The sequence below is a fragment of the Candidatus Brocadia sapporoensis genome (assembly GCF_001753675.2).
GTDB lineage: Bacteria > Planctomycetota > Brocadiia > Brocadiales > Brocadiaceae > Brocadia > Brocadia sapporoensis.
Genome location: NZ_MJUW02000038.1, coordinates 1 through 19,853, shown reverse-complemented (window position 1 = coordinate 19,853; position 19,853 = coordinate 1). Strand labels below are relative to the sequence as shown.

The 19,853-nt window shown below is 40.9% G+C and carries 23 protein-coding genes, 1 tRNA gene and 1 riboswitch; of the genes, 14 read left to right on the top strand and 10 right to left on the bottom strand.

Annotated features, from left to right (window positions below):
* Positions 1 to 8 precede the first annotated feature (8 nt).
* The 4 genes from BIY37_RS03405 to BIY37_RS03390 all read right to left on the bottom strand — a co-directional run bounded on the left by BIY37_RS03405 (position 9) and on the right by BIY37_RS03390 (position 2,214).
* Entirely contained in the window at positions 9 to 392 is a 384-nt protein-coding gene (locus tag BIY37_RS03405) for a hypothetical protein (protein ID WP_143299148.1), read from the bottom strand.
* Positions 393 to 459: 67 nt separating this feature from the next.
* A complete protein-coding gene (locus BIY37_RS03400; protein ID WP_070066436.1) occupies positions 460 to 825 on the bottom strand; it encodes a helix-turn-helix domain-containing protein in 366 nt (121 codons plus the stop codon).
* A 136-nt stretch (positions 826 to 961) separates the two neighbouring features.
* Positions 962 to 1,912, bottom strand: a complete 951-nt coding sequence (locus tag BIY37_RS03395) for a hypothetical protein (RefSeq protein WP_070066435.1) — start codon at positions 1,910 to 1,912, stop codon at positions 962 to 964.
* Between the two features lie 2 nt (positions 1,913 to 1,914).
* Positions 1,915 to 2,214 carry a helix-turn-helix domain-containing protein gene (locus BIY37_RS03390; RefSeq protein ID WP_070066434.1) on the bottom strand — a complete coding sequence of 100 codons (300 nt, stop codon included), beginning with the start codon at positions 2,212 to 2,214 and terminating at the stop codon, positions 1,915 to 1,917.
* Positions 2,215 to 2,241: 27 nt separating this feature from the next.
* Between BIY37_RS03390 and BIY37_RS03385 the strand changes: the two genes are divergently transcribed.
* From BIY37_RS03385 to BIY37_RS03370, 3 genes are all read left to right on the top strand, one after another.
* Positions 2,242 to 2,889, top strand: a complete 648-nt coding sequence (locus tag BIY37_RS03385; protein WP_070066433.1) for a helix-turn-helix domain-containing protein — start codon at positions 2,242 to 2,244, stop codon at positions 2,887 to 2,889.
* A gap of 411 nt (positions 2,890 to 3,300) precedes the next feature.
* Complete coding sequence (locus tag BIY37_RS03375; RefSeq protein ID WP_070066431.1) at positions 3,301 to 3,795, top strand: metallophosphoesterase; 495 nt, start codon at positions 3,301 to 3,303, stop codon at positions 3,793 to 3,795.
* 2 nt (positions 3,796 to 3,797) lie between these two features.
* A complete protein-coding gene (locus BIY37_RS03370; protein ID WP_070066430.1) occupies positions 3,798 to 4,250 on the top strand; it encodes a PEGA domain-containing protein in 453 nt (150 codons plus the stop codon).
* Here BIY37_RS03370 and BIY37_RS03365 read toward each other — a convergent pair.
* On the bottom strand, positions 4,244 to 4,750 hold the full coding sequence (locus tag BIY37_RS03365; RefSeq protein WP_070066429.1) for a nitroreductase family protein: 507 nt from the start codon (positions 4,748 to 4,750) through the stop codon (positions 4,244 to 4,246). The genes BIY37_RS03370 and BIY37_RS03365 overlap by 7 nt on opposite strands.
* Before the next feature lie 10 nt (positions 4,751 to 4,760).
* Positions 4,761 to 5,411, bottom strand: coding sequence for an HAD family hydrolase (locus BIY37_RS03360; protein WP_070066428.1), 651 nt, complete (start codon positions 5,409 to 5,411; stop codon positions 4,761 to 4,763).
* A gap of 423 nt (positions 5,412 to 5,834) precedes the next feature.
* Here BIY37_RS03360 and BIY37_RS03350 point away from each other — a divergent pair, with 423 nt between their 5' ends.
* Complete coding sequence (locus BIY37_RS03350; RefSeq protein ID WP_070066426.1) at positions 5,835 to 6,227, top strand: hypothetical protein; 393 nt, start codon at positions 5,835 to 5,837, stop codon at positions 6,225 to 6,227.
* A 110-nt stretch (positions 6,228 to 6,337) separates the two neighbouring features.
* Here the strand turns inward: BIY37_RS03350 and BIY37_RS03345 are convergent, their stop codons facing one another.
* Together BIY37_RS03345 and amrS are read right to left on the bottom strand one after the other, a co-directional pair.
* The gene (locus BIY37_RS03345; protein WP_070066425.1) at positions 6,338 to 6,796 is read right to left on the bottom strand and encodes a universal stress protein; all 459 of its coding nucleotides are present in this window, start codon (positions 6,794 to 6,796) and stop codon (positions 6,338 to 6,340) included.
* 19 nt (positions 6,797 to 6,815) lie between these two features.
* Positions 6,816 to 7,832 carry an AmmeMemoRadiSam system radical SAM enzyme gene (amrS, locus tag BIY37_RS03340; RefSeq protein ID WP_070066424.1) on the bottom strand — a complete coding sequence of 339 codons (1,017 nt, stop codon included), beginning with the start codon at positions 7,830 to 7,832 and terminating at the stop codon, positions 6,816 to 6,818.
* A 615-nt stretch (positions 7,833 to 8,447) separates the two neighbouring features.
* Here amrS and BIY37_RS13785 point away from each other — a divergent pair.
* Positions 8,448 to 9,131, top strand: a complete 684-nt coding sequence (locus BIY37_RS13785) for a type II secretion system protein (RefSeq protein ID WP_070066423.1) — start codon at positions 8,448 to 8,450, stop codon at positions 9,129 to 9,131.
* Between the two features lie 64 nt (positions 9,132 to 9,195).
* Here BIY37_RS13785 and larE read toward each other — a convergent pair whose 3' ends face one another.
* Positions 9,196 to 10,008, bottom strand: coding sequence for an ATP-dependent sacrificial sulfur transferase LarE (gene larE, locus BIY37_RS03330; RefSeq protein ID WP_070066422.1), 813 nt, complete (start codon positions 10,006 to 10,008; stop codon positions 9,196 to 9,198).
* Between the two features lie 29 nt (positions 10,009 to 10,037).
* Positions 10,038 to 10,946, bottom strand: a complete 909-nt coding sequence (nadA, locus tag BIY37_RS03325) for a quinolinate synthase NadA (protein ID WP_070066421.1) — start codon at positions 10,944 to 10,946, stop codon at positions 10,038 to 10,040.
* A 355-nt stretch (positions 10,947 to 11,301) separates the two neighbouring features.
* Here nadA and BIY37_RS03320 point away from each other — a divergent pair.
* The 9 genes from BIY37_RS03320 to BIY37_RS03285 all read left to right on the top strand — a co-directional run bounded on the left by BIY37_RS03320 (position 11,302) and on the right by BIY37_RS03285 (position 19,824).
* Positions 11,302 to 11,378, top strand: a tRNA-Val gene (locus BIY37_RS03320).
* Positions 11,379 to 11,558: 180 nt separating this feature from the next.
* Positions 11,559 to 13,481: a threonine--tRNA ligase gene (gene thrS / locus BIY37_RS03315; protein WP_070066420.1), complete on the top strand. Its 1,923-nt coding sequence runs from the start codon at positions 11,559 to 11,561 to the stop codon at positions 13,479 to 13,481.
* 21 nt (positions 13,482 to 13,502) lie between these two features.
* A complete protein-coding gene (infC, locus tag BIY37_RS03310; protein ID WP_070066419.1) occupies positions 13,503 to 14,006 on the top strand; it encodes a translation initiation factor IF-3 in 504 nt (167 codons plus the stop codon).
* Positions 14,007 to 14,093: 87 nt separating this feature from the next.
* Entirely contained in the window at positions 14,094 to 14,291 is a 198-nt protein-coding gene (rpmI, locus tag BIY37_RS03305; RefSeq protein WP_070066418.1) for a 50S ribosomal protein L35, read from the top strand.
* Between the two features lie 36 nt (positions 14,292 to 14,327).
* Positions 14,328 to 14,681, top strand: coding sequence for a 50S ribosomal protein L20 (gene rplT / locus BIY37_RS03300; RefSeq protein WP_070066417.1), 354 nt, complete (start codon positions 14,328 to 14,330; stop codon positions 14,679 to 14,681).
* 134 nt (positions 14,682 to 14,815) lie between these two features.
* Positions 14,816 to 15,832 carry a phenylalanine--tRNA ligase subunit alpha gene (gene pheS, locus BIY37_RS03295; RefSeq protein WP_070066438.1) on the top strand — a complete coding sequence of 339 codons (1,017 nt, stop codon included), beginning with the start codon at positions 14,816 to 14,818 and terminating at the stop codon, positions 15,830 to 15,832.
* Between the two features lie 5 nt (positions 15,833 to 15,837).
* Entirely contained in the window at positions 15,838 to 17,841 is a 2,004-nt protein-coding gene (gene pheT, locus BIY37_RS03290) for a phenylalanine--tRNA ligase subunit beta (RefSeq protein ID WP_070066416.1), read from the top strand.
* Between the two features lie 96 nt (positions 17,842 to 17,937).
* Positions 17,938 to 18,228, top strand: coding sequence for a hypothetical protein (locus tag BIY37_RS13080; RefSeq protein ID WP_143299147.1), 291 nt, complete (start codon positions 17,938 to 17,940; stop codon positions 18,226 to 18,228).
* 29 nt (positions 18,229 to 18,257) lie between these two features.
* Positions 18,258 to 18,369, top strand: a riboswitch (cyclic di-GMP riboswitch).
* Between the two features lie 102 nt (positions 18,370 to 18,471).
* A complete protein-coding gene (locus BIY37_RS03285) occupies positions 18,472 to 19,824 on the top strand; it encodes an immunoglobulin domain-containing protein (protein WP_070066415.1) in 1,353 nt (450 codons plus the stop codon).
* Positions 19,825 to 19,853 lie beyond the last annotated feature (29 nt).

Here is a 19,853-nt window from a genome sequence, read left to right as displayed (position 1 = left end):
CTCATTCATTATCTCCGCCAGCATTTGTCCAGTAGAAAATGTGGGTAAAGATAAGCCTCTTGAGAGGGGGTAGGGGGTGTGTTATTCCTGCAAGCATCCCGTGCGGGTTCAGGTTTGCAACCTGAACCACACCTCCCATTTGTTCTGCTATCCAGCACCCCATTTATTTCGGCAATATCGTCACAAATATCCGCCCGCTCCATCACCAGTGCGTGTATTTTCCCCAGCAAAATCGCCTTCATCTGCCTGAGCGCCCCGTCGGCAAACTGTTCCAAAGGCACCGTTGTCTGCGTATGCCCTTCAATATCCACCGTTACCCGCCTATCCGTTATGAGTAATACATTCCAGTGAGGCGGGATTACCATAATCTTTTCCATTGTTTCTGTAATCAAGAGCCCTCCTTTTTGTGCTAAAGTTTATTTCCGTAAGGAACAGTATTGCGGTTTTTAAAAATCCCCCTTAGACTTCGTCGTGAGCCTTCGGCGTGAGCTCAGTCGAACGCTCAGCCGAACGAAAAGGGGGTTGTCCCGTCCCTATTGCTGGCCTTGTGGCCAGGGAGACGTTGTAATCCCTGTTCAGTTCAGGGAACATGAGCACTTCGGGCGGTATGCCGGTGGCAATCGACAGCTTGATGCACGTCCGTTTTGATGGATCCTTATATCTGATAAAGTTCCGGATGGCGCTGGCAGAGATGCCCGACATCTTGCCAAGCGCGATGGATGATATCCTATGGAGCCGCATCCATTTTTTCAGGGGATGCGGCTCTTTTCTCATGGCCACCCGGCGTGCAATCGTTCCCAATCTATTCACCACATGTTTTGTCATGTATTCCCGCCTGATTCATCCTGCAAACTGCAAAAATCTATTGAAACGGCTATAGTTTCTGGTAAAATCGACCCGCGTTTGAAAATTGCCCTATGCGGGTTCAGGTTTGTAACCTGAACCCATTCACCCCCTTTCGTTAATTCATAGATAACTTATGAGACCGTATCCAGCGATTAATTGTGGTCACATCTGCCTGGAGCTTCAAAAGTTCTTTAATAGACTTCTGTGGAAGCTCTTTAAACCTGTTGCCGTGCTTCCCGAATTTCTCCCGGTTAGCAAAGAAAAAGGAAACCGCCCGTTCTTTTTCGCCAGGATATTTCGTCTTTCCCTTATCCAAACGGGGCTTGCGGGGCTGCCCGGTCTTTTTGTTCAGTTCAGGAAGCATATCGCAGGATTTTCTTGCAAGATCAACCATTTTATAAAACTTCGCCTGGCTCCAGCCAAGCGCTTCGCAAGCTTGTTTCTGGAATTTTCCACGTCCCCTATATTCTTTCAGGGCAAGAAAGTCATAGACTTGATGTGGTATACTAGCATCCTTCGGCACACGAATCGGCCTAAGCTGGCCACGCCGGATCATGCCCAGCATGATCATTACCCATTTTTGAAACTCAATAACGCGTTCCCGCGTCTGTGGATCCTTAATCCTGGATGTATGCAGCTTAAAAGTAATGCCGTCCACCATCTCCTGGGCCATGATGATTGTTTCCCGGATACGGCCAAGGGCATCGGGGATGGGTTCAACGCGGTAAAAGGTTTTGAATGTATCATTATTTCTTTTAATAATTCTTTTAATTGCTTCTTCAGAATAATTGATCGATTTGCAGTAATCAGGGAATGGTATAGCCCATGTCTCGATAGGGATTTTATTGAAAGATTGGGTGTCGTAACGACACCTAATCTCCTGATAGGATGACGACCACATCGCTTGATTTTTATCCCGGGATGAGGTCTCATAATGAGTCCTCATCTCTATCTCAAAAGTCATAGGGAAAAACCTCACAGGAGCACCTAAAAAATGTGTTACGACTGGAAAAATCTTTACCGTTTTTACAGACGGAACGTCTTGAACTGCTTGTGCTGCATCCATATTCATCTCCTTTCTGCTGAATTGTCCCCCGCTGGCGGGGGCAAGGGGTGGACTTTCCGGCTCCCGTTACCATTGGTAGGCCAGAGGTCTTCGACCTTCATATCTATCGCATCTGCAATGGCCTTGCGAAGGCGAGGGGATTTTCTTTTGCCATATATGGTCAAATATATGGCGGACCTGGATACGCCCATTTTCCGGGCAATTTCAAACCCTGATGTGTTCTTTTTGATTAATTCAATCTTTATTTTTTGTCTTGTCGTTATCATGGTTTCATATTGTACATCATATTTTGATGTTGTCAATAATTATTACATCGTTTTTTTGATGCTATGAAGAAAAAATACACCCATCTCGATGTAGGAAGCAAACTTAAGGAATTGAGAAAAAATTTATCTCAGAAGAAATTTGCTGAGAAAATTGGGGTTCCAATTGCCACTTATCAGCGTTACGAGTACGGCGAGACTCTGCCTCCAGAGCCAGTATTGAAGCGGGTTGCTGAGGTGTGTAATACAACGGTAGACGAGATATTGGGGCGTGATAGTTTTGAAACCTTAAGAAGATTCATCGCCAAAGAGCAGGAAGCACACGCCGCCACGAAAGAGGCAGACAAGGCTTACTGGGAAAAGATCGGAAAGAGTATTGCTAAATGGGGTATCCCCGTACCGGAAGAGATTAATCCGAAAGAACTTCTAAAAATCATCACGATATATGCCAGACACGGCATAAATATGGTAGAAATAATAAAAGGGCAGATCAGCCCCGAAAAACAGGGGGGAATTATTCAATATGAAGGGCAGGAAAGGCGCAAATATTGGCCTTACACCCAGGAAGAACAGCTTTACCACGACAAATTGCAGGCGATCTTAAAGGGAAAGAATAAGAAGAATGCCCTGGCGATTAAGCAGAACATCGATGCCTTTTATGAAACGAGGGATGTAGAAATCCCTTTGGAAAAGAAGAAAGCCGAAGGGTCGTAATTATCAAATACGATTTTAAAACGCACTGCCTGGATAAGAATAAATTAATTGACCTGGAATGAATAAAAAGGTATCATTTGTATTAGGTAAGGCGTTCGGAAAACATGTCAGCAGGACATGAAAATATTTTTGAAAATAATTTTTTTTAAAAATATTTTTTCGTCAACTTCCGTTTGAAAAACGACATTTTCCCCACATTCAACCCCACCACCCTCCGCCAAATTTTGATCTCGTTTATTAATTTTCCTATAAAAGTTTATTACTCCCCAACATAATTTATTATATAGCATTATCAAGAACTTCTGCAGTATTAGCGGGGTAAACGAAACATAAAAATCTTGACAAGTAACGAGATAATATCGTATCTTCACGTTTTTGTGGTAGATTTGTACGAATCGAAAAGATCATTCTATGAAGATTGGAATTCTTGCGGATACTCACGACAATATCCATGCTATTAAAATGGCCGTCTCCTATTTTAATACCCAAGATTTGAAGTATGTTATTCATGCCGGTGATTATGTTGCTCCTTTTTCCCTGAAGGAATTAATGAAGGTGAGTGCAAAGTTTTTAGGAGTGTTTGGGAACAATGATGGCGATCGGATGGGATTATTTAGAGTCTGTAAAAATCTGCACGAATCTCCTTATGAGCTAATTTTGGATGGAAAACACATTATGATAACTCATATGCTTGAGAGTCTTTCGAAAAGATCTGAGATCAATACGGATATTATTATTTATGCCCATACGCATATACCAGAAATTAAACCTGGAATACCCATGTACATCAATCCAGGTGAGTGTGGCGGATGGTTAAGCGGGAAAAATACCGTTGCAATACTTGACCTTGAGGCATTTCAGGCAGATATTATTGATCTTTCAGCAATATTCTCCGATAAAGGATAACAGTGGTTAAAGGATTTTATAAAACGGTTTTTATTTCGTTGTGTCTTCTCTGTTGTGCGATGGCCTGCGGCTGTGTTTTGCGATCTCTTACCATTGATTCCCAACCATCCGGAGCGATGGTTTATTTAGACGATGAACTGATTGGCGAAACACCAGTAACGACTACTTTCACCTATTATGGCGTTCGAAAGATCACTATAGAAAAGATAGATGCTGAGGGGAGGCTCATTTGTGAAAGAAAAATTGTTTACGAAAAGATAAAACCGCCTTTCTATCAAATTTTACCACTGGATTTTTTTTCTGAGTTGATAATTCCTGCAAAGCTAAAGGACGAACATTGTTTTTCCTATCAATTAGAGCCGTTGCAGAAGGTGTCTAAAGCGGAACGTCAGGAAGGGATTATGAAAAACGCTGAAGAATTACGAGGGCGGCTCGTTGAGTCTGCCGCTCATTGAATTATTTGTATTACTTCCTCCAGAGGTTTGCGATGTGTCGGTTTAGGAATATCCAATGGGTACCCTAGTGGGGTTAACGCTATGGGTTCAATCCCTGGCGGGAGATTTAAGATAGATTTTACTTCAGATACTTTAAAAGCTGCAACCCAACAGGTAGCCAATCCCTCTGATGTCGCGGCAAGGATGAGATGGTCCATTGCAATCGTGACATCTATGTCTGCATAGTTTTTCCCATCGCCTCTCTTCCATCCTTTTTCTGATAGACTACAGGCACAGATGATTATTGGCGCTGTACAAAGCCATGGGGCACTATATGCATTTTTCAATTGATGTCTTATCTTTTCATTCTTGATTACTACAAAATAGACGGGCTGCCTATTCGCTGCGCTGGGTGCGGACAAAGTCGCTTCCAATATTCGTCTGAGCTTTTCTTCTTCAACTGGTTCTGATTTGTAAGAGCGAACACTCCGTCTTTTCTTTATAATTTCATATATATTCATAAGATTCCTCTTAAAATTCTACGATCTTCCAACGATTAATCTTTGCATATAATCTGAGTAAAGGACTTGCGTTTACCGCTATCGGATATCCAACCATCCGCATAAATTTTACATCCACATATTGGTTGGCATAGGCATAAGAAGATGAAAGATCAATTTTGTATTCTGTAACGAGTCGGTTCACAATCTTTGCTTTCCCACCGCTATAAGAATGTATACCATTAATTTCCCCGGTGATTATACCCTTGTCATCAATAGCAAGATTCGTCCCGATACCCACGTCGGCATTACAATATTTTTTAAAACATTCTACAAAAGGACTTAACGTCCCTGATAACAATACAATCATATACCCTGCATCCTTCAACATTTTTATCTCATCTAAAGCAGCTAACGAAATATAAGGGGAAATCCGTTCTTCGAAACACTCGCTAATGCTTGAAACAATCTTTTCATATTCCTTATCTTTTAAATAATATTTATTTTTTCTAACATATAACCCTTTGAAAATAAAAATGTTACGAAAAAATACATTTGCAAATCGCAATAGGTCGTGGAAGGTAATAAACCCTTTTTCCAGAAGGTATCGAAAGAAAACCCTCTCGGATGAGATATTTCTGATTATGGTTCCGTCGATATCGAATATAGCAGCTTTAATCACAAAGTTGGATTCTACAAAGTATACGAATTTCTTTCAATGAAAAATTTAGATACTTATTAACATCTTGCCTATACTACGGATTGATCCGTTACAGATGTTTGTTAAAGTCGTAAGTGGCAGTTAATAGAATGGTTATGAATCAACATATTGTATTAGCATTAAAATTGTATACAAAGTATTGTGTTTTTTCTTGACAATATAAATTATTTTGATATAAATACGCAAACATGTAATATACAACATATGGCAGTGCAGATTATTTTGATAATTTTTTTAAAAAAGGAGGGTAGTCAAAAAATAATTAGAATGAAAAGAGAATGGCGTTGTTTGTATGGCCTGATTGTACAAGATATGGTGCGTGTTTATAAAAAATTGCATACTAAGGAACGAAAAAACGAATAACAATTAAGGAGATATTGAAGAATGACAACAGCAATACTGGAGAGTCCTGTGGTGCGGGGTAGCGTTTGCAAGGAAGATATACAAATATTAATAGAAGAGAAGCTCAATGCTTTTGATTCGGTGATAGAAAGTCATGAATTTTTAGAGATAGATGGAGAAATCACAGGAAATACCCCAAAAGAAGATTGTATAAAAATTATTAACCATAAATTGGAATGTGCATTTGCCATAGATATCGATTCGGTGATTCGTCAGGATGTAGAATCAGTTGTTCATGCCTTAGAAACAGGAATTACAACGCGTCTTTACGGAGTTACGCGAATAGTGGGATATTACAGCAGGGTGTCTAACTGGAATAAGTCAAAAATTGGTGAATTACATGACAGGCATATGGGAAGATATTCAGTACGGTAAATGTAATCACAGGTAAATTCTTCCCAAAACCCCTTTGAGCAAGAAAGCCATTACGGCGTATCCGTTACGCTGTAATGGCTTATTTTTTGAAAACATCAATACAGGGATTATCAGTCTTTACGAGAAACAGAATGAGGTATTCTGACGGTAAGCACCGGACACGGAGCTTTTCGCACCACTTTTTCTGCCACACTGCCCATAACGGCATGAGAAAGTCCGGTTCTCCCGTGCGTGCCGATCACAATAAGATCAGCGTCAATTGCAGTCGCAGCGTTAATTATTTCTTGAAAGGGTATACCTTTTACTACGATTGTTTCAACCTCCAAAACATCAGATGTTCCTTCCGGCAGGCTTTTTATTAGATCTTCTCTGATTTTGTCTAAATTAATCTCGGTGATGTTATAAGGGCTAAATTTATAAATCTCAGTATCGTATAAGCGAATATCAATTACATGCATCAAATATAATTTTGCTTCATCTTTTAATGCCAGAGAAATAGCATGCTTTAAAGCCAGATACGAACATTCGGAGTGGTCTATAGGGCATAGTATTTTTTTTAATGTAATCATAGGGTCTCCTAATCTATTTTTATACTGACATACCTACACCGTCAATGATAGTGTTACAGGATGGACATTTTGTACTGATAATGTTATTTTCTATAATCTGATATCCATATCTTTTGATAAGTACTTTTTTGCACTTATAGCAATAAGTATTTTCACCGCCTTCGCCTGGAACGTTACCTTCATAAACATAGCGGAGACCCGCCTCAAGGCCTATATTGCGCGCCATTCTCAGAGTATCCACCGAGGTTGGTGGTTTCTCCATAAGCCGATACTGTGGGTAAAAGCGGCTTACATGCCAGGGAATTTCAGGTCCAACGCTTTTGATAAATTCCGCAATCTTTTTTAATTCTGATGCAGAATCGTTAATTTCGGGAATAATCAAGGTGGTAATCTCAGTCCAGATCCCCATTTCTTTGTAGGAACGGATACAGTCGATCACCTCTTCTAAGCGTGCGCCGCAGATTTTTTTATACGTTTCGCTGGAGAAGCTTTTTAAATCTATGTTCGCTGCATGCAGATACGGTTTTATGGTTGCCAAAGCTTCACGGGTTATGTATCCATTTGTTACAAATACATTGTTAATAGATTTTTGTGACGCTATTTTCGCAATCTCGTATGCGTACTCAAAAAAAATTGTGGGTTCTGTATAAGTATATGCTATACTTTTACAATGATAATTGAGGGCTTCTTCAACAATCTTCTCAGGTGCGATGTCTTTGCCGACAATCTGGTCGTGGTTTTTCGACAATTGGGATATCTCATAGTTTTGGCAGTTTAGGCATCTGAAATTGCATCCAGCGGTTGCTACGGAAAATGCGGTACTTCCAGGATAAAAGTGAAAAAGTGGTTTTTTCTCAATAGGGTCTATATTTTCAGAAATAAGTTTTCTATAAACAAGCGAGTAGAGTGTGCCGCCACGATTTTCTCTGACCCGACAAATACCTTTTTTGCCTTCATTAATAATGCAACGATGGCGACAAAGATGGCATTTTACCTTGTTATCTCCAAGTTTTTCAAAAAACATTGCTTCTTTCATAATTTTTATCTTACAGTTTTTTTATTATTATGGCAAGTACTTATCATTATAGATCTATTTCGTCAGCATTGGGAAATTGAAGGATAAAATAGATGCACATAAATCAAAACAATATTTTAAAAACCCTTTGTATGAATAATGTTGCTTTGTAGGGGCAGGTTTCAAACCTGCCTCTACTGCAAGTTATACCCGGTTTCTTGTTGGAAATTTTCGAAAAAATAAATTGTTACAAATAATCTTGTTTTGCATAGAATGTAAGTATAAATATTGCTTGCGCTTAGAAATTGTTTTGGTTGTGACGGCGAAGAATTAAAAATATTTTTACTAAACTATTTATGAGTTCTTCCGATAAATGAAAATTAAAAGTTATTAAAATGGTACCTCACAGTGCTAGGATATTTAAAATTATGTTGTCTTGCCTTAAAATCAATTATTTGCCCAAAATGTGCTCACTATAGATCTCACCTAAAATACTTTTTTATAAATTCCAGGAGTATTAAAAATTGCTAAATTTGTATGTATACAAAAGGAGGTAATCAAAAAAAATTGTAGTATTTGATAGCGTGAAAAAGACATGAAAAAATAAATTAACAATATGAAAATGGAGGGTTAATCATGATGAAGAAAAGGAGTAATGCAGGTTTTACGCTAATAGAATTGCTGGTTGTCGTCGCTATTATTGGTATTTTAGCGGGTATCCTTTTGCCCGTGTTAGGAAAGGCGCGTGAGTCGGCACGCAGGACACAGTGCGCCTCGAACCTGAAGCAGATCGGTTTGGCACTTAATATGTACGCCAATGATAATAGTGAGGCGTTTCCTACAGGCGGTGCTTCAAGTACAACTGCTAGTACAAGTACAACAGCTGTGACAGAATTGCAATCACTGGGAAAACTTTTTGATCAGTACATTTCCGATAGGAAGGTATTCAAGTGCCCAAGTGATGTCAGTGTTGCAGAAACGAATGTTTTAACTTTAACAACAGATCCTACTACTTTTACGACAGCCTCGTGTAGCTATGGCTATGATGATAACCATTCAGGAAATGATGACCCGAGTGTCGTAATCGTTGCAGATAAACTAGGAACTGTAACGGCGACAGGACTTTCAGTCAATCATAAGAATAAAGGACAGAATGTGCTCTTTATCGATGGTCATGTAGAATGGAAAGGCACAGCAACATGCGGTTACTATGGTACAATCACAGCAGGTTACGGTTTCGATAACATATGGCAAAACGATTCAAACAATTCGCATGCTTTACAAAGTTCGGCTGGCACTGATACGGTAATAATGCAATAGTTCAATTGTAGTCTAATTTTTTTTTAAAAAGGGTAATATTAGAAATAATATTACCCTTTTGTTATTATACCGTGGAAAGCACCTCATTCATACTACCACTCCGGTAGCCTTCCATATCGATTGTAACGTATTTATAACCAATTTCCTTAAATTTCCTGATAAGTTCCTCACGTTTATCATTTTGTAGAAGCTCCGGGATATCCTCTGGCATTACCTCAATCCGTGCAATGGTATCATGATGCCTGACGCGGAATTGACGCAACCCTATACTCCTTAGATAATTTTCTGCCGCGGCAACGATCGCCAATTTCTCCTCAGTTATTAAATTTCCGTAAGGAAATCTTGAAGACATACATGCATAAGAAGGTTTATTCCAGTTGGAAAGCATAAGGTGTTTTGATAGCTCGCGAACATCGGCCTTTCTTAGTCCACTTTCTTTTAAAGGGCTACGAACTTCAAGTTCCTTTGCGGCATCCAGACCGGGCCTATATTCACCTACATCATCCAGATTTGAACCATCTGCAACATGCCTGTAGCCTCTTTCTTTAGCAAGTATTTTAAGTTTGCCAAATAATTCCGATTTGCAGAAATAGCACCGATTGGGAGGATTTTGAGCAAATCCTTCAATACCAAGCTCACGGGTATCGATCGTTATATGAGAAATACCAATTCCCTTGGCAATCTTTTTCGCCTCTTCGTATTCATATTCCGGGTAAGTCTCTGACCGTGCAGTTACTGCAAGTGCCTCGTTTCCAAGGACATCATAACAAACCTTTGTCACAAGAGAGCTATCCACACCGCCTGAGAATGCAACGACAACGCTTTCTAACTTTTTTATAGCATTTCTCAATTTTCTAAGTTTTTCCTCTGTGCTCATAAAGTCTTTCTTCGCGTCTTTATCGTGAATTATTGCGATAAATCAAGCATTTTTTGTATGGCTATCCGTGCCTTTGCTGCAATATCATCAGGTACCTTTATCTGGTAAACGAGGTCTTCCAATGACCACAATACCTTTTCTAAATTTATAAGTTTCATGTTAGAACAATCGGCTAAGTATGTAATAGCATAAAATACCTTTTGCGGATTCTCTTTCTTTAAACGGTGAAGAATACCCGTCTCTGTGCCAATGATAAATTCCCCGGCGTCCGTTTCTCTGCAATATTTAGCAATACCCGTTGTGCTGGCTACATGGTCTGCCAGTGCAATTACGTCCGGCGTGCATTCGGGGTGGACAACGATCTTTGCGTTCGGATGTTCTGCCTTTAATTTAATAATATGGTCTGCCAATATCCTGTGATGAGTGGGGCAGAATCCTTCCCAAAGTATCATAGGGCGGTTTAGCTTGGATGATACATAGCCCCCAAGACTCTTGTCTGGCACAAAAAGAATCTCCTGTTCTTTGGGGATTGATGAGACAATTTTCATTGCATTGGAAGACGTGCAGCATATATCGCTCTCTGCCTTTATAGCAGCCGTGCTGTTTACGTAACAAACTACTTTCGCGTTAGGGTGCTCACTTTTCTTTATCTTAAGTTCTTTTAGAGTTATCATATTGGCCATGGGGCATCCCGCGTTCTCATCAGGTAAAAGAATCATTTTGTTGGGACAAAGGATTGAAGCCGTCTCCGCCATAAAGTGCACGCCGCAGAATACGATAATATCTGCTTTTGTGTTAGCAGCTTGCTGAGAAAGTCCTAAAGAGTCGCCTGCAAAGTCTGCAATATCCTGCACATCCCCCCGTTGATAGTTATGCGCAAGGATTACAGCATTCCTTTTTGTTTTCAAATCTTTGATTTTTTCTATTATGGTAGACATAGAAACTTACGCCATCCTCTTTATTAGAAGGTAAATGATATGAGGAGATATGCAATTATGAAATAAGTCGGTACGCAGTAATTTTCTCAAAATCCTAGCTTCCTCAATGATGATTGCATACCAAAATGTCGAATTTCCATATTAAAAAATATTTTTAGGACGTTATTCCTTGTTTAGCATAATCATAGCAAAGCATCCTATGTTTTTAAATACATTTTTATAAATTGTATTACTATCAGGAAGTCATTTTTGCTTGACAATGAAATGTCTATCTGATAGCATATTTCGGCCTAAGTATGATATTACTAAAGATTTCGGGGGAAGGTTAAGTGTCATTCCATCGTTTAAATACTTAGGGCGATTAGCTCAGTTGGCTAGAGCGCTTGCTCGACAAGCAAGAGGTCACTGGTTCGAGCCCAGTATCGCCCACCATAAATAGGTTAAGCACTTCAAGATTTTTTTCAAAATGTTGACTCCTGAATGAAAACTAGAACAATAGAGATATTGTTGTTGCACGAAAGAAATTTAAGAACACGGTTTGTTAGCAGAAAAGAGAGATAATTTTAAAGCAAATATTGCAGAAATTATAACGAAGAATCGAAAAAGATTGTTATGGTTAAGATTACGTTACCTGACGGGACAAAAAAGGAATATAAAGAAAATATAACTATTGGTGAGGTCGCCAGTAATATTGGTAACCGTTTAGGAGAAAGGGCGGTAGCAGGAAAAGCTGGTGGTGTGCTTGTAGACCTTAGTTACCCTATTAAAGAAGATATCTCCCTGTCGGTAATCACGGAAGATACCGAAGAAGGGCTGGAGATACTCCGTCATAGCACAGCGCATATTATGGCACAGGCAGTCAGTCGGCTTTTCCCTGGCGTGAAACTTGGCATTGGTCCTACGATTGAAAATGGATTTTATTACGACTTCAGTCTCCAGCATAGTTTGTCGGAAGAGGATCTCAGCAAGATTGAAGAAGAAATGACAAAAATCGTTCGTGAGGATATTTGCATTACAAGGATGGAATTATCTCGTAATATAGCCATAGAAAAGATGGAAGCTGCCGGCCAGCCTTTTAAGGTAGAGCTTATTAAAGATATTGAAGACGAGAAGGTGTCTTTTTATACACAAGGAGATTTTATAGATCTATGCCGCGGTCCGCATATTCAGAGAACGGGCAAGGCAAGAACATTTAAACTTCTGAGTGTGGCTGGCGCTTACTGGCGTGGGAAGGAAACGAATCCCATGTTGCAGCGTATTTACGGGACGGCGTTTTTTACGCAAACAGAACTTGCCAATTATCTAAAGTTTCTTGAAGAGGCAGAGAAACGTGATCATCGAAAAATAGGAAAGGATTTGGATCTTTTCAGTTTTCATGAAGAAGGGGGCGCGGGATTAACTTTTTGGCATCCCAAAGGCGCAAGAATACGGAATATTATTGAAAATTTTTGGAGAGAAGAGCATTTCAAGAGAGGTTACGAGATTCTTTATAGCCCTCATATTGCAAAAATCAATTTATGGAAAACCAGCGGTCATTGGAATTTTTATCGTGAAAGCATGTACTCACCCATTGAGGTAGATGGGCATGAATATATTTTAAGACCCATGAACTGCCCATTTGCTGTGCTTATGTATAAGACAAAACTGCACAGCTACCGAGATTTGCCTTTACGATGGGGGGAATTGGGAACCGTGTATCGGTACGAAAGATCGGGAGTTTTACACGGCCTGTTGCGTGTGCGGGGATTTACACAGGACGATGCGCATATTTTTTGCACACCAGACCAGTTGGAAAGCGAAATCATGGGGGTAATTGATCTGGCTCAATTCATGCTGTCAAGTTTTGGATTTCATGAATATGAGATAGAATTAAGCGTTCGGGGAAAAGGAGAAAAGGAAAAATATATAGGCCGGGATGAAGTTTGGGAACACGCCGAGGATGCCTTAAAAATCGCCCTTGAAAAAAAAGGATTAAAATATATCCGGATGGAGGGCGAGGCAAAGTTTTATGGTCCGGCAATTGATATTAAGGTCAAAGATGCTATAGGACGAGGTTGGCAGGGACCAACTATTCAGGTAGACTTTAACCTGCCCGAGAGATTTGATGTCAATTATGTTGGCTCGGATGGATTTCATCATCGTGTGGTAATGGTGCATCGTACCGTGTTAGGAGCTATGGAACGTTTTGTCGGATGTTTGATAGAACACTATGCAGGCGATTTTCCTTTATGGATTGCGCCTGTTCAGATGCGGATATTACCGATTACTGATGCACACATGGATTATGCAAATAAATTAAAGGCCCAGTTGCTTGCGAAGAATTTTAGGGTAGAATGTGATACAAGTAACGCTAAAATCAATTATAAGATACGGGAAGGTACAATGGAGAAAATTCCTTATTTACTGATTGTCGGTGATAAGGAAATGGGAAGCGATACCGTTGCGGTCAGGAGTCGAAAAAAAGGAAATGAAGGGACAATTCCTGTAGAAGAGTTTATCCGGAACATGGAATCTGAAATCAAAGCAAAAAGGTAATAATAACTTTTTAAAAGGAGAATATACATTTCACAAGAATTAAGGATTAATGAACGTATCCGGTCCTCAATGGTACGGTTGATAGATGAGAATGGTGTTCAGGTTGGAGTGATTAGCAAAGAAGAGGCTATTGCAAAGGCAAGAACGGCAGAGCTTGACCTTGTAGAGGTAGCCCCTGATGCTAATCCTCCGGTATGCCGGATTATGAATTATGGTAAGTTTAAATATAGGCAAAAGAAAAAGTTGCATCAGAAGCAACATGTGGTACAGTTAAAAGAATTAAGGCTGCGGCCGAAAACGGGTGAGCATGACATACAAACAAAAATCCGTCAGGCAAGAAAATTTCTAGAAAACAGAGACCGTGTTCTTATCAGCGTAATGTTCAAGGGAAGAGAACGTGCCCACACAGAATTAGGTGAAAGCATCTTGAAACAAATTGCAGATGCGCTTGAGGATGTTGCCAAGGTAGAAAAAGACAGAATATCTGATGAACGGAGAATGGGAATTATTTTATCGCCTAAGTAAAAAAATCTCAATGATGATTGACATAGTTTTGTTATAACTCCGGATGAATTGTATCGGAGTTGTTTTTTGGAAGGAGAGATATTATCAATGCCAAAGTTGAAAACCCACAAGGGGCTTAAAAAGCGAATAAAAATAAGTGCAAAAGGAAAGGTCAAAAGGCCAAAGGCTGGAAAAAGCCATTTGATGTCTGGAAAGTCAGGAAGACGGCGTGAACATCTGAGAAAAAAAGCAGGGGTTGCGCCTGCCTTCAATAAAATCATGACGAGGGCATTGAGGGGGTCTTAAAGTAAATTTTAATTTTTTTGATGAAAGAGTTGTAACATGCCAAGAGCAACAAAAGGGTGTGCAAGAAAAAGATCGAGAAAAAGATTGTTAAACAAGACAGAAGGTTATTGGGGTGGCAGAGGTAATCTGTACCGCAAGGCCATGGAAACTTACATTCGTGCCATGGTTTTTTCGTTTAGAGACCGGAAAGCCCGTAAGAGGAAATTCAGAGAACTCTGGATTTCCCGAATCAGCGCAGCGGCCAGAGAACGAGGAATATCATATAGTCGTTTTATGCAGGGATTAATCAGAACCAAAGTAGATCTCAATAGAAAGATGCTTGCTGAGATGGCGGTCAATGATAAACCCGCATTCGACCAATTAGTTGAGCAAGTGAAAGCGGCGATGTAAAATCTTGTGTCTAAGCAGTGCCTATCAGGCTTATGTGATGGTGTATTTCTGAAATGGAAGGCACGTTCCCCCCTGAAAACAGAGCGGGATGGAACGTGCCTGCATTTTTTTATGCTTGTGAGAAATTCATTTACATGGTAGAAAAATTTGAAGAGATAAAAAGGAACTTGCAAGACGAAATCCGTTCCATTGATGCCCAGAAAAATGCAGAACAACTGAGAGTAAAATACTTGGGAAGGAAGGGCATCGTTAATGATCTTATGAAGCGTATTCCAACGCTGCCAATCGAAAAGCGTGTTGATTTTGGACGGCAGGTAAATTCTCTCAAAAATGAAATTGCCGATAGTATAGATGCGCTTATAAAGCGGTTATCTGCACAATCGGTTTCAACAAGCAAAGCCGAATTGTTTGATATTAGTTTACCGGGCAAGCCTCAGTTTGTGGGAAAAAAACATCCTCTTACGCAAACAATCGACGATGTTAAAGAGGTATTTGCATGTCTGGGCTTTGATGTGGCTTACGGTCCGGAAGTAGAATTGGAATATTATAACTTCGAAGCATTAAACATCCCTGCAGATCATCCCTCGCGAACCGACTTTGATACATTTTATATCAAAGATGATGTGCTTTTAAGAAGTCAGACATCTACCGTTCAGATTCGTATTATGGAAAATCAAAAGCCACCTATTCGTATCATTGCACCTGGCAGGGTATATCGGCCTGATACCGTTGATGCGAGGCACTCCTTTATGTTTCATCAGGTGGAGGGCCTGCTGGTGGACGAAGGGGTTAGCTTTGCTGATCTCAAAGGAGTATTATACCAATTTATCAAGGCCTATTTTGGCCAAAATATCCAGATGCGCTTTCGGCCATCATTTTTCCCTTTCACGGAACCAAGCGCTGAAGTCGATATTTCCTGTTCCCTCTGCGAAGGTAAAGGGTGTAGCGTATGTTCGTATAGCGGATGGGTCGAAATTTTGGGGGCCGGAATGATTGATCCGAATGTATTTAAGGCAGTGCATTACGATGGAGAAAAATATACAGGTTTTGCCTTTGGAATGGGTGTTGAACGGATTACAATGCTGAAGTACGGTATCGGGGACATTCGCCTCTTTTATGAAAATGACCTGCGCTTTTTATTGCAATTCTAAATGGTATGAAAATTAGTTACAACTGGCTCAAGGAATATGTCTCTTTTCTCTTAACTCCGCAGGAACTGGCTGACCAGTTGACCGGTGCTGGACTAGTAGTTGCTGATGTGAAGCCTGTGGAAGATGATTTCTGCCTCGACATAGAAGTTACCTCCAATCGCCCCGATTGTCTTGGCGTTATTGGTATTGCACGCGAGGTGGCTGCAATTGTTGGGGAAAGTGTGCGTTTCCCGGAAACAAACTTTATAACCACGGATAACGGGATATCGCAAGCAGTCGCTGTTAGCGTTGAGGATCCAATCTTCTGTCCCCGTTATACTGCCAGGGTAATTTACCACCTAACGGTTAAGCCTTCACCTGAATGGATGCAGAAGAGACTGCGGTGCATTGGTCTCCGGCCGGTAAACAATATCGTAGATATCACCAATTATGTAATGATGGAGACCGGGCAACCGCTTCACGCATTTGATTTGGATAAGATTGCAGAACAAAAGATCCTGGTCAGGAAAGCGAGAATTGGTGAAGAGATTGTTGCCCTGAATGGCGCCAGAAGAGCTCTTTTCCCTGATATGCTGGTTATTGCTGACGGTAAAAAGCCGGTTGCTATCGCCGGTATTATGGGCGGTAAGGAGACGGAGGTTTCTGAAACTACCAGAAACATCCTCCTGGAATCTGCCCAGTTTGAACCAGGGCAAGTGCGGCGTACGTCGAGATCGTTAGGCATCGCTTCAGATTCCTCATATCGTTTTGAAAGAGGTACAGATTATGAAAGCGTAGACTTCGCATCCCAAAGGGCAGCAAGACTTATTAAAGACTGCTCTGGAGGGGAAATTGCCAGCGTCGCCTTTGATATCAAATCGGAAAGACACGAAGCAAAAAAGATTACCCTGCGTCTCAAACGGCTCCATGCCATATTGGGGTTGGAGATAAAAAGAGACGTTACCCTTGATATCTTAAAAAATCTTTCCTTTAAGATTCTTCATGATGACGATAATTTTATTGAGGTTGAGGTGCCGGGTTTTCGAAGCGATGTCTATCGCGAGATCGATCTGATCGAAGAAGTTGCCAGGATTTACGGCTACGATAGGATACCCGTAAAGACTTCCATTAGCGTTCGGGGGAATAGAAAGAACACATACGAGTTCGTCGCTGCAAATGTCCTCCAATTTCTCATGGGCCTTGGTTTTTATGAAGTTAAAACCTTTAGTATTGTCGATACTTCTCCTTTACAAACGGTAAATTTGTGGTCGGACAGGGAGAATGTAGAAATTGTCAATCCGCTGAGACAGGAAGAAAGCCGCTTGCGGGTATCACTCCTGCCCGGCTTAATCAACGTAAAGAGATATAACCTGAATCATGGCACAGAGCAAGTAAAAATCTTCGAAATTGCGAAAGTGTATCTTGCAGGGAGTAAACTGCCACAGGAAAAGAACTGTTTATCCCTGTTGACTGACACCGATTTTTTAACCCTTAAAGGGGTTATTGAGTCATTACTCAGAAATCTCGGCATCGTATTGCCCTGCGAATGGCTTTCCTTTAGTGAATCAAGATTGTTCCGGGATGGAAGGGCAGCAAGGATTCAGATAGGGAATGATCTGCTTGGGTTTATAGGAGAAGCCGGACCGGAGTTAGAATTAAAAACGGCATCCTGCCTTGCGGAAATGGATCTTGATCTCCTGGTGGAAAGGTCAAATTTCATCAAAAGATATCAGGACATACCTCAGTACCCCGCCGTATTCCGCGATCTTGCCATTCTTGTAAATGAAGAAGTAACCTGGTCGTCTATCGAGAAATACATCATAGACACCAAGGTCGGCTTTTTAAAAGAGATAAAATTCCTCGATATTTATCGCGGCAAACAGGTCCCCGCCGGAAAGAAGAGCATCGCTTTTAACCTCTGTTTTCAAGCCAGAGACCGGACTCTAAAGGGTGAAGAGGTCGATAATGCACAACAAACGATCATCAATGCCCTAAATAGGGCGCTTGGCGCTGAATTAAGAAGGGCATAACGGATGAAACTCCTCTGACATAGTATGTTGGACGTAAAATGTCCGGGATGACAGGCCTGGACAAGTGGTCATAAAACATCCTGGTAAAGGCAAGCTATGACTAGATCAGAAGGCGCAAAGCAAAAAGGGAAACGAAAGCCTTTTCTCTTCCAGCGTTACTCCATCATGGCCGTCTTGCGCACCGGCATTTCTTCATCTCTTCGCATTGCCTTCTCTCGTTCAATTCGAACGCTTGACGGCGGTTTACTGCTATTGCGACAATTCCGGATTCGGCGATTTTCTGGGGAATATCCTGAGCCATCTCCCGTGTCTCCACAATTGTGCGATCTCGATAAGGAGAAATTATTAAAAGGTCGCCGCCACGCCAATAACATATTATTTCCTTGACGAATAATTTTAATTTTAATATAAAGGCACTTCGACAAGGGCAAACCCTGAGTGATCAGGGGACGCAAAGGAAAGGGTCTTGTGGTAGAGATGTATGGTCATACGTCTCTATAGATAAAAAAAGACAGCCTTACTGCCGAAGATGTTTTACAAAAATATCTTTGCAGTAAGGCTTTTTTGTTTTAAGAAAAAGAAAAATTTCTCTTAACGAGCCTTGCAAAATAAATAAGGAGACAGTAGGTCATGGGGAACAAATTGTCAGGCTTTTTGCATCACAGATTTGCGGCTTCGGCTGCTATTCGACTAGATTGGATCACGTTCCTTTTCGTTGGCTGGACGAGATGGAACACGATCATAAAGAATATATCCATCAGCTTCTTAATCATTTTTGTTTTGTTACCGGTTTTTGCACAGGCGCAACTGACTTTTCCAACTTCTTTGACGAATGAGTTGGATAATCGTCCAATTGATGAGAGTGCCCGAAATATTGTAGTGCTTATTCACGGCTGGACTGCTATGGATAGCATACCAAGTGAAGAATACAATAGGTATGAGGATGACTGTAACGCTCCCGCTCTGTACTATCTCTTCAATATTTTGAAGCTCAAACTCCTGAATTCAGATAAGAAGCTAATTACCTATCATTGGGAGAAAGATGCTTCAACCGGATTAATTAACTGGGATTCATCCGGTCTGGAAGGTCCATTAAAAAACGCGACTAAAGCTGCGATTAATGCAAAAGGGCACGGATCAAATCTAGGTGTGCAATTGGCACAAATTTCTCCCAACTTGAGATTTGTTCATTTCATAGCTCACAGTGCAGGCGCTTGGTGCGCACGCGAAGCGGCAAAAACTCTGATGGCGAACGAGAACAATCCCTATGTTATCGTTCAAATCACGCTTCTTGATCCATTCATTCCTGAAGACGTTAAACGGGGGGATGGGCTCTTCTCGCAAGCTGCAATGGAAGAACCTACGTCATGGTCTTATGCTGACAGAATCCGCCGGATGGAGAATTACTTTGCCGATGATGGGGTTTTTTGGAATCCGCTTGCGAACTTCTCGATATGCTACTGGTTGCCTACAACGCCAACTTGGGGCACTCAGGTAAAGATGTTTTCGTGGCGGGAGGAAGGAGGAACTGACATCAATCAGCAAGTGGATTGGGGGTGGGTCCCCGAGGTCGAGTATCATAAATACTACGATTACCACTCGGGACCGATTGAGTTCTATGCCGATACAGTTTCAGCGAGTATTCAAGGTCAAACCATTCCTGGTGGCCTTTACGGAACTGGATGTCCTTTTAATTTCATTCAGGTGGGATGGTATCGTAGCCTGATCGCTGAGTTCGCGTTTTTGCCCAAAATTATCACTGACCCGCAAAGTCAAACAACAAGTCCTGGTCAGTCTGTTACCTTGAGTATTGATGCAATCAGTTCACAAGAATTACGCTACCAATGGTTTAAGAATGGACAGCAGTATCAAGCGACCGGCTCCGCCCTTGTATTCGATTCTATTTTACCTAGCCCTTATCCAAGCGTGATTTTTTTGTTGAGAGAGGTGAAGATGGTTGAAATGCCCGATTTTACTGGTTAAAATGGAGACGTGTGAAAACTTTAATAACC

Bases quoted from the DNA above. Each gene is read 5' to 3' on its own strand.
- BIY37_RS03345 (WP_070066425.1), bottom strand. From the start codon at position 6,796: ATGATTACATTAAAAAAAATACTATGCCCTATAGACCACTCCGAATGT.
- pheS (WP_070066438.1), top strand. From the start codon at position 14,816: ATGGTAGAAAAATTTGAAGAGATAAAAAGGAACTTGCAAGACGAAATC.
- nadA (WP_070066421.1), bottom strand. From the start codon at position 10,946: ATGTCTACCATAATAGAAAAAATCAAAGATTTGAAAACAAAAAGGAAT.
- BIY37_RS13785 (WP_070066423.1), top strand. From the start codon at position 8,448: ATGATGAAGAAAAGGAGTAATGCAGGTTTTACGCTAATAGAATTGCTG.
- BIY37_RS03285 (WP_070066415.1), top strand. From the start codon at position 18,472: ATGGGGAACAAATTGTCAGGCTTTTTGCATCACAGATTTGCGGCTTCG.
- pheT (WP_070066416.1), top strand. From the start codon at position 15,838: ATGAAAATTAGTTACAACTGGCTCAAGGAATATGTCTCTTTTCTCTTA.
- rplT (WP_070066417.1), top strand. From the start codon at position 14,328: ATGCCAAGAGCAACAAAAGGGTGTGCAAGAAAAAGATCGAGAAAAAGA.
- BIY37_RS03350 (WP_070066426.1), top strand. From the start codon at position 5,835: ATGACAACAGCAATACTGGAGAGTCCTGTGGTGCGGGGTAGCGTTTGC.
- BIY37_RS03400 (WP_070066436.1), bottom strand. From the start codon at position 825: ATGACAAAACATGTGGTGAATAGATTGGGAACGATTGCACGCCGGGTG.
- larE (WP_070066422.1), bottom strand. From the start codon at position 10,008: ATGAGCACAGAGGAAAAACTTAGAAAATTGAGAAATGCTATAAAAAAG.
- BIY37_RS03395 (WP_070066435.1), bottom strand. From the start codon at position 1,912: ATGGATGCAGCACAAGCAGTTCAAGACGTTCCGTCTGTAAAAACGGTA.
- BIY37_RS13080 (WP_143299147.1), top strand. From the start codon at position 17,938: ATGACTAGATCAGAAGGCGCAAAGCAAAAAGGGAAACGAAAGCCTTTT.
- BIY37_RS03375 (WP_070066431.1), top strand. From the start codon at position 3,301: ATGAAGATTGGAATTCTTGCGGATACTCACGACAATATCCATGCTATT.
- rpmI (WP_070066418.1), top strand. From the start codon at position 14,094: ATGCCAAAGTTGAAAACCCACAAGGGGCTTAAAAAGCGAATAAAAATA.
- thrS (WP_070066420.1), top strand. From the start codon at position 11,559: ATGGTTAAGATTACGTTACCTGACGGGACAAAAAAGGAATATAAAGAA.
- BIY37_RS03365 (WP_070066429.1), bottom strand. From the start codon at position 4,750: ATGAATATATATGAAATTATAAAGAAAAGACGGAGTGTTCGCTCTTAC.
- BIY37_RS03385 (WP_070066433.1), top strand. From the start codon at position 2,242: ATGAAGAAAAAATACACCCATCTCGATGTAGGAAGCAAACTTAAGGAA.
- amrS (WP_070066424.1), bottom strand. From the start codon at position 7,832: ATGAAAGAAGCAATGTTTTTTGAAAAACTTGGAGATAACAAGGTAAAA.